Origin of the sequence: Agaricicola taiwanensis, assembly GCF_014635245.1 — a bacterium.
In the GTDB taxonomy this organism is placed as follows: Bacteria; Pseudomonadota; Alphaproteobacteria; order Rhizobiales; family Methylopilaceae; genus Agaricicola; species Agaricicola taiwanensis.
On the sequence record NZ_BMCP01000013.1, the window covers coordinates 1 to 7731 of the forward strand.

At 64.0% G+C, this 7731-nt stretch carries 11 protein-coding genes; 9 read left to right on the forward strand and 2 right to left on the reverse strand.

Annotation, left to right across the window (positions count from 1 at the left end):
- A partial coding sequence (locus IEV58_RS18310; RefSeq protein ID WP_229729584.1) for a hypothetical protein occupies window positions 1-219 on the forward strand: 219 nt, incomplete at its 5' end.
- 121 nt (window positions 220-340) lie between these two features.
- Window positions 341-874: a terminase small subunit gene (locus IEV58_RS17980; RefSeq protein WP_188411288.1), complete on the forward strand. Its 534-nt coding sequence runs from the start codon at window positions 341-343 to the stop codon at window positions 872-874.
- Window positions 875-879: 5 nt separating this feature from the next.
- On the opposite strand, the gene IEV58_RS17985 is transcribed toward IEV58_RS17980, so the two are convergent.
- Window positions 880-1122, reverse strand: a complete 243-nt coding sequence (locus tag IEV58_RS17985; protein ID WP_188411290.1) for a hypothetical protein — start codon at window positions 1120-1122, stop codon at window positions 880-882.
- 262 nt (window positions 1123-1384) lie between these two features.
- Between IEV58_RS17985 and IEV58_RS17990 the strand changes: the two genes are divergently transcribed.
- Together IEV58_RS17990 and IEV58_RS17995 are read left to right on the forward strand one after the other, a co-directional pair.
- Entirely contained in the window at window positions 1385-1732 is a 348-nt protein-coding gene (locus IEV58_RS17990) for a hypothetical protein (protein WP_188411292.1), read from the forward strand.
- The gene (locus IEV58_RS17995; RefSeq protein ID WP_188411294.1) at window positions 1729-3993 is read left to right on the forward strand and encodes a hypothetical protein; all 2265 of its coding nucleotides are present in this window, start codon (window positions 1729-1731) and stop codon (window positions 3991-3993) included. Before IEV58_RS17990 ends, IEV58_RS17995 begins: the two co-directional genes overlap by 4 nt.
- 9 nt (window positions 3994-4002) lie before the next feature.
- On the opposite strand, the gene IEV58_RS18000 is transcribed toward IEV58_RS17995, so the two are convergent.
- Window positions 4003-4230, reverse strand: coding sequence for a hypothetical protein (locus IEV58_RS18000; protein ID WP_188411296.1), 228 nt, complete (start codon window positions 4228-4230; stop codon window positions 4003-4005).
- 172 nt (window positions 4231-4402) lie between these two features.
- Here IEV58_RS18000 and IEV58_RS18005 point away from each other — a divergent pair, with 172 nt between their 5' ends.
- The 5 genes from IEV58_RS18005 (at window position 4403) to IEV58_RS18025 (ending at window position 7611) form a co-directional block, all read left to right on the forward strand.
- Entirely contained in the window at window positions 4403-5353 is a 951-nt protein-coding gene (locus tag IEV58_RS18005; RefSeq protein WP_188411298.1) for a hypothetical protein, read from the forward strand.
- Window positions 5244-6230 (forward strand): major capsid protein, encoded by a 987-nt coding sequence (locus IEV58_RS18010; RefSeq protein ID WP_188411300.1) that lies wholly within the window; start codon window positions 5244-5246, stop codon window positions 6228-6230. Before IEV58_RS18005 ends, IEV58_RS18010 begins: the two co-directional genes overlap by 110 nt.
- Before the next feature lie 24 nt (window positions 6231-6254).
- Window positions 6255-6704 (forward strand): Bbp16 family capsid cement protein, encoded by a 450-nt coding sequence (locus IEV58_RS18015; RefSeq protein ID WP_188411302.1) that lies wholly within the window; start codon window positions 6255-6257, stop codon window positions 6702-6704.
- 308 nt (window positions 6705-7012) lie between these two features.
- Complete coding sequence (locus IEV58_RS18020; protein WP_188411310.1) at window positions 7013-7237, forward strand: AbrB/MazE/SpoVT family DNA-binding domain-containing protein; 225 nt, start codon at window positions 7013-7015, stop codon at window positions 7235-7237.
- Window positions 7234-7611, forward strand: a complete 378-nt coding sequence (locus IEV58_RS18025; protein WP_188411312.1) for a type II toxin-antitoxin system death-on-curing family toxin — start codon at window positions 7234-7236, stop codon at window positions 7609-7611. The genes IEV58_RS18020 and IEV58_RS18025 overlap by 4 nt, the downstream gene beginning before the upstream one ends.
- Window positions 7612-7731: the final 120 nt, after the last annotated feature.

Genomic DNA, 7731 nt, shown 5'->3' on the forward strand with positions numbered 1-7731 from the left:
CGTCCTCCCGATGCAATCCGCATCAAAAGTGTCAGGGATGTCTCCGAACATCTGTCAGCTATGTCTCAAGACCAAACACTTGGCCTTGGCATCCACGACTTTGTGGCCGTCGTCAAAAAGGAACTCGTGGATGGCAAGACCAAGTCTTGCCATGACGAACGATGGCCGCACGCAGCAACTCGCATCATATCGGATTATTTGCCCATTTCAGGAAAATAAGCTTGACACCCTGAACCGCGCTGGCTAATGTCTTTTATACAGGCTCCAGAACTGTGAGTGGCGCCCCGATGATCGTCGCGGGGGCGTTTTTTGTTGCCCTTCCCGCACCGAGACACCGCCCATGCCGCCGCTTGATCATCCGCGCCATGAGCGGTTCGCGCAGCTTGTAGCGCTGGGCAAGCCGGTAGTGCAGGCCTATGGAGACGCCGGATACCGGCCCGACACCAGCAACAGCTCCAAACTGAAGGCCCGCGAGGAGGTTGGCGCGCGCATCGCCGAATTGACCGCGGAAGGCGCGGCCCGGGCTGAAGTCGACATCACCCGCGTGCTCACCGAACTGATGCGGCTGGCGACCTCCGACCTCAGGCAGGCGTTCGATGCGGAGGGAAACCTCAAGGACCCCAGCCAGTGGGACGATGATTTCGCCGCTTCCATCGCCTCCATCGAGGTGGTGAGCCGCGCGGCCAAGGCAGACGAGAGCGGAAAGCGCGGCGTCGAATACGTCCACAAGATCAAGACCTGGGACAAGATCAGCGCGCTCGACAAGATCGCGCGGCATCTCGGCCTCTACAACGACAGCCTGAACCTCAATGTCACCGACGATCTCGCCGCGAGGCTCGCCCGCGCCAAGGCACGGGCGGGTGGCCCCGGCTGAAGACCTTACCGATAGCGGTAGTAGCCTCCGCGACGGTAGTAATAACGGCCGCGGTCATAGCGATCGTAATAGCGATACCGGTAGACATCGCGGCTGTAATAAGGTGCCGCATAGACCGGACCGGCGACATATCCCGGAGAATAGTAACTGTCGTAATAGCCATAGTAACCGCCATCGGCGACGCAGGCCGAAAGCGTCAGGCCTGCAAGCAACGCCGCGCCCATAGAGGCGATTGATTTGATGCGCATGACAGATCCTCCATCTGCGAGGAAGATAAAGCGCATGAGATGGCCGGTTGGTTCCGGAATACCCGCGCGAAGCTTTTGGCTGGCGCCTCTGGACTTGGCCGCATGCTTCGAGACGGCCGCTTTGGCGGCCTCCTCAGCATGAGGTGGGGGATGTGGCCCTCCCGGACGGGTCAGCATTCCAAGGCCTCATCCTGAGGAGGGCCGGAGGCCCGTCTCGAAGGATCAGCGCCATTCTCCGATGCATCTCTTCAAGGACCAGCTCATGAAACCCTTCACCGATCTCGCCTTCCCCCACAACACCGCGCGCGGCGCGCTGGCGCCTCTTGCCTCCGACCATGTGGACGCGCGGGTGCTGGAGGGCGGCAGCGCCGAAACCCATGTGCTGCCGCCGGGCGCCAGCCATGTGATCTTCAGCGCGACCGGTGATTTCTTCGCGGCCTTCGGGACGGCGGATGTGAGTGCCCTGGTGCCGACCGGTGCCGTGACCGATGGCGCCGCCGCCATGCTGAACCCGGCTGCACGGCGCATCCCCGCCGGTGCAACCCACATCGGGCTTGCCGCAGCGCAGGCCTGCATCGTGACCATGGAATTTTATGGAGACGGTTCATGACATTTTCAGCCAGCAGCAGCTTCAGCGGACGAAACGCACGTTTCGGCCTCAATACCTTCGGCGGCAGGACGGTCGACGAGCCCTGGTACGGCGATGACGCCAGGGCGCTCGTCATCGACTTCACGCGGGGCCGTGTCTGGGACGGCGCGGCGGGCGAGGAACTGACGCTGGCGGATGTGCTTGAGAACAGCCGCGCGGGCGCCTCCTGGCTGCCCGATGCCGCCGGCAATGACGTCGAGATCGCACCCGATGGCCTGCCCGTGACGAACCTCGGCCTCCAGGTCTATGAGGCCAGGACAAACCTCTTCGCCAATCCCGACGCGCCGCAAAGCCAGGACGTGACGCTGACGACGGGCGCGCATCAGCTCTGGATCCGCGGCACCGGCTCGGTGACGCTCGGAAGCTATGGCACCGCGACGGCCGACACGCCGCTTGCCTTCACCGCCGTGAGCGGCGACCTCAACCCCACCGCCACGGTGACGGGCGACATGAGCTTCGTGCAGATCGAGAAGGGCAGCATCCCGACCCCGGCGATTCATGGCACGGTGCGCGCCCTCGATGCCGTCAGGCCGATCGGCCCGCTTCTTGCGGCCTTCCGGCAGAACGAATGCACCGCTTATGTGGAATGGGTGGAGCGCGACCCACGCCCCAACACCAACCGCCGTTTCTGGCGGGCGCAGAAGACCGGCGGCTCGGGCACGACCAGCCATGTCTCCACCGTGCTGGTGAACGGCCAGGGCAATGTGAACGCCTCGCACACGTCATCAGGCGTCAATGGCTCCGTCACCTCGACCGCGCCGGACACGCCGGGCGCCGTGGGCCGCGCCTATGCGGTGTTCAAGGCGGGTGATTTCGGCCTTGCCGCGCAGCGCAAGGAATATGTCCAGTACAACAACCAGCCGCCCACCTGCACGCTCGATGAAATCGACGACTGGATGCTGGGCCGCCGCAACGACAACACCAATGACTGCCTCAACATGCCCTGGCGCAAGCTCGTCATCTATCCGCGCGCGCTGGAAAGCTATGAGATGGTAGACCCCGACATGACGCCGGTGGAGCCGGTGCCTTTCGTGGACTATCCCGCCATCGAGACCACGGGCGGCGACACAGCTCCGGTGCAATATTACGACGGCGTGGACAAGGCCAAGATCGGCCATATTCTTGAGACGAGCGCCGGGCCGCGCCGCATCGTGGTGGCCGACGGCGTTGATGTGGTGGAGGCGCCCTATTACAGCCGCGACATCTCCTCGGGCGGACTGACTTTCCAAGGTAATAGCGACTGGTTCTACCCCGAGGGCGGCGGGCTGATGCTGAACCTCTCCGGTTCCGCCAGCCAGCCGACCGACTTCATCATCCGCAACCTGCAGCTCGGCTGCGGCCTCAGCGAGACCGGCCGGCACTATGGCGACCGCGACTGCCTCTCGGTCCATCGGGTGAAGCGCGTTGTCGTGATGAACTGCAACTTCGCCTATTCTCTCGATGAACTTGCCAGCGTCTATCCCAACGCGGTGGGCATGGCGGAGGAGATCCTGTTCTACCGCTGCATCTTCGGACCCGCGCTCCGCGATCCGCGCGACGGGAACGGCGAGAAGTATAATCCGCAGGCGCCGCACAATTACGGCCTCCTCGTCCACAACGCGGTGAATGTCGCGGTGCTGGAGTGCCTCTTCGTCTGCAACGAGGCGCGCAATCCGCATGTCTCGGCGCTGTCGAAGGGTGTGCTCTCGCAAAACAACCTGATCTACAACTGGAACGGCACCGGCATGCAGGCAGTGGAGCCGACCTCCACCCTCGCCCGCCGCGGCGCCACCATGGCCTTCCGCAACAACCTGATGAAGCCGGGTCCCGACACCCATGCGGGCGCGCTCTCCCGCGCGCAGGAGATCATCCGCATGGACAAGGGCAGCGCCGTCTTCTTCTCCGGCAACCACATCACCGACGGGGCGGATTTTGCGCAGGACCGCCGGCTTGCCTGGAACGAGGTGGCGCTGCGCAACGGCGGCACCCGCAATTCACTGGTGGAAGAGATCCCCTTCGGCACGCCTTACGCGCCGCTGCCGGTGGAAACCGCCGACGACCGCGCCGCGCTCTGGTCCCATGTGCTCGACCATGTCGGCGTGCGCGAGATGACGCCTGATGGCGTGGCGACGCCGGGCTATGCGGCGGCCTCTGCCTTCACCAAGGCGGTGATCGATGGCGTAACCGATGGCACGCTTGAGGTGGTGGATTACCCCGAGGACTTCGTGCCGCTGCCGTCATAGCGGCGGCCGTCACCAGGAGCAGCGCCTGAGGTCATCCGCATCTTGCGTGCGATACCAATATTCCCAGCGGCCGTTGACGTCGCGACGGCGCATGGCCTGCTCCAGCCAGACGTAGCCTGAGGGATGACGGTCGCAGCGCACCGGAAGCCAGGCGAAGAAGAGGCTCCACCCCATACCCGGGGGAAGTTCTTCAACGGCGGAATCCTCGCCGAGATCTGGCAGTTGATGGAACGTCATGAAAAAGCCTCGAAAACTGGAGGCAAACTAGTTTTAAATTTGATCTTGCGCAATGAGATGAATTCGTAAGTTCAGTTGCAACCAATAGTTGGTTAAGCGCCCTGGCGCACCAGAAGGACTTCCACCAGCAGGACCAAGCACCTGTCCTGTCCCGCTCCCCTGAGTTCCGCCCATGACCCAAGCCGACGACGATCTCATCGACTGGGTCGCGTCGTGCCAGTTCGACCCCCATCGCTTCGCGCTCGGCGCCTGGGACTGGGGTGCGGGCGAGCTTGATGGGCTTAAAGGCCCGCGGGACTGGCAGGCCGATATCCTGAAGGTCATCCGCGATCATCTGGCGGATGACGAAAAGCGCTTCGAGCCGCTGCAGATCGCGGTGGCCTCCGGCCACGGCATCGGCAAGTCGGCCCTCATGGGCATGATCTCCGGCTGGGCCATGTCCTGCTTCGACAAAGCCAAGGTGCTGGCCACCGCCAATACGGACACGCAGCTTCGCACCAAGACCGCGCCGGAAGTCGGCCGCTGGTTTTCCAGCAGCATCACCGGCCACTGGTTCGATGTGCGCGCCACGGCGGTTAAGGCCCGGGACAAGCAGGCGTCAGATGCATGGCGCATGGACTTCATCCCCTGGTCGGAGCACAACACCGAGGCCTTTGCCGGCCTGCACAACAAGGGGCGCATCATCGTGCTCCTCTTCGACGAGGCCTCCAAGATCGCCGACAAGGTGTGGGAGGTGGCGGAAGGCGCCATGACCGATGAGGCGACGATCGTCATCTGGGTCGTCTTCGGCAACCCCACGCGCAACACGGGCCGCTTCCGCGAGTGTTTCCGCCGCTTCCGCCGTTACTGGACGGTGCGGCAGATCGACAGCCGCAGCGTGCCCGGCACCAACAAGGCCTACCTCACGCGGCTGGTGGACCAGTATGGCGAGGACAGTGACGTGGTGAAATATCGGGTGCGCGGCATGTTTCCCTCCGCCTCGGCGCGGCAGTTCATTTCAACGCAAGACGTGGATGTCGCCACGAAAGTACATCCAGCGCTCGGAGAACGGCAAGCAGATCGCCGCCGTCGTCGAGCTTTTGAAGCAGCAGAACCCCATCCTCGACGACGCCATGGCGGTTGAAGCCAATATGGGCGCGGTGCACCGCCACACCATTCGCACCGGCCTGCCCGAAGTGACCTGGGGCCGGCTCTACCAGGGCATCAAGCAGTCGAAAAGCACGACCCAGCAGGTGGATGACACCACGGGCTTCGTGGAGGCGCTCTCCACCGTCGACCAGCGGATTCTCGACCTTGCGCCCAACCGCGGCGCGCTGCGCCTGTCGGAAGCCACCGCTTTCCTCGAGGCCATGAACCAGGAGATGGCGACGGGCCTGTTCTACCATGACACCGCGACCACGCCGGAGAAGTTCAAGGGCCTCTCGGCACGCTTCAACGTCATCGGCGGCGGCGGTGCCGGCAACCAGGTCATCGACGCCGGCGGCACCGGGGGCGACAACACCTCCATCTGGTTCGTCACCTGGGGCGACAACTACTCCCACCTCATTTACCCCAAGGGCTCCAAGGCCGGTCTGCAGCGCCAGGACATGGGGCGCCAGCGCGTCATCGATGCCGACGGTAATCCCTATTACGTCGAGGAGGAGAAGTTCACCTGGCACCTCGGCCTCGCGGTCAAGGACTGGCGCTATGTCTCGCGCATCGCCAACATCGATGTCTCTGCCGTGGAAGCGGGCACGGTCGATCTCTACGCCCTGCTGCGGCAGGCCTATTACCGGCTGCAGTCGCGCCGGGTGGCCGGCGGCCGCCAGGCCATCTACCTCAACCGCCACATGATGGAAGCGCTCGACGCGCTCGCCACCAACGGCGGCGCCGGCGACAATTTTGTGCGCCTCACCCCGCGCGAGATCGAGGGCAAGGAGGTGCTGACCTATCGTGGCATCCCGCTGCGCGAGACCGACGCCCTCCTCAACACCGAAGCCGCCGTCCCGGCCGCGTTCTGATCCATCGGACAACGGAGTATTCTCATGATTTTCGACAAGACGACGCTGTTTTCCGATGCGCAGGCCGTGACCGCGTCCGCCGCCTCCACCCATGTGGTGGATCTGGGCGCGACCGACCGCGTGCTCGGTGCTTCCGCCAACCTGCGCCGCGACATCGGCCGTGGCACGCCGGTGCCGCTTTCGGTGCAGGTGGTGGAGGATTTCGCCGGCCTCACCTCCCTCACCGTCGCCATCCAGACCTCGGATGATGCCGCATTCGGCTCGGGCGTTACGACCCATGCCTCCTCGGGCGCGGTGCCTGTGGCGGAGCTGAAAGCCGGCTGGACCTCGACGCTGCACTATATGCCGCCGGCGGGGCCTGAGGGCATGAAGCGCTACCTCAGGCTGAACTACACCGTGGCGGGGTCGAACGCGTCATCAGGCAAGATCACCGCCGGCGTGACCTTCGGCCACCAGACCAATGACGGCCGCTAAGGGAAAGCACCTCACCGTCCGCGCCACCGCCGTGGGCTACCACGGCGGCAGGCTGCGGGAGGTGGGTGAGGTGTTTGGCTATGCGCTGGCGGCGGGGGCGAGGCTGCCGCGGTGGGTGGTGGCTGTGCGGAGGGGGCGGAAAACTCGTGGCACGTCATCCCGAGGCTTGGCCTTGGGATCCACGACTTAGCAACCGCTGCGGCAAGGAAAAACTCGTGGATGGCAAGACCACGTCTTGGCATGACGACATTGACCCTTCGTGCATTTGCACCTATGTTATAACGCATGTTGCAACACAGGAGGCGATCGTGGTTGCCCTCAAGCTTCGGAACATCGGCAACTCAGTCGGCGCTGTCATCCCCAAGGACGTGCTAGCGCGTCTAAACGTGGCGGAAGGCGACACGGTCTATCTGACCGAATCCCCCGACGGCTATCGGATCACGCCATACAACCCGGATTTCGCGACGCAGATGGATGCCGCCCGAACCGTGATGAAGCGCCGCCGTAACGTGCTGCGTGAACTGGCGAAGTGACCGTCTGGATCAGCCGCGAGGTGGTTCTCGCCATTCACGAGGAACAACTCGCCGAGCACGGCGGCGCGGCGGGCCTGCGTGACGAGGGGCTGCTGGACAGCGCCCTGATGCGCCCGGTGAACCTCAGCTCTTATGAAGAACCGGATATCGCCGCGCTGGCCGCCGCCTATGCCTTCGGCATCGCGCGGAACCATCCCTTCGTGGATGGCAACAAGCGCACCTCGCTAGTGGTCGCGGAAACTTTCCTGGTGCTGAATGGATCGGAGCTCGACGCAGATGACGCGGACGTGCTCAGGACATGGCAAAGCCTGGCGGATGGCAGCCTGAGCGAGAGCGGGCTGAGTGACTGGATTCGCAGCCGCTTGAATGGCTGAATTGATCGACGGTCGACGAAAGGCCTCTCCGTCATGCCAGGCCTTGTTGTAAAGACCGGAGACATCCCTGACACTCGTTCGGAGACATCCCTGACACTCATGGGGGCGGGTTTTGGTTCT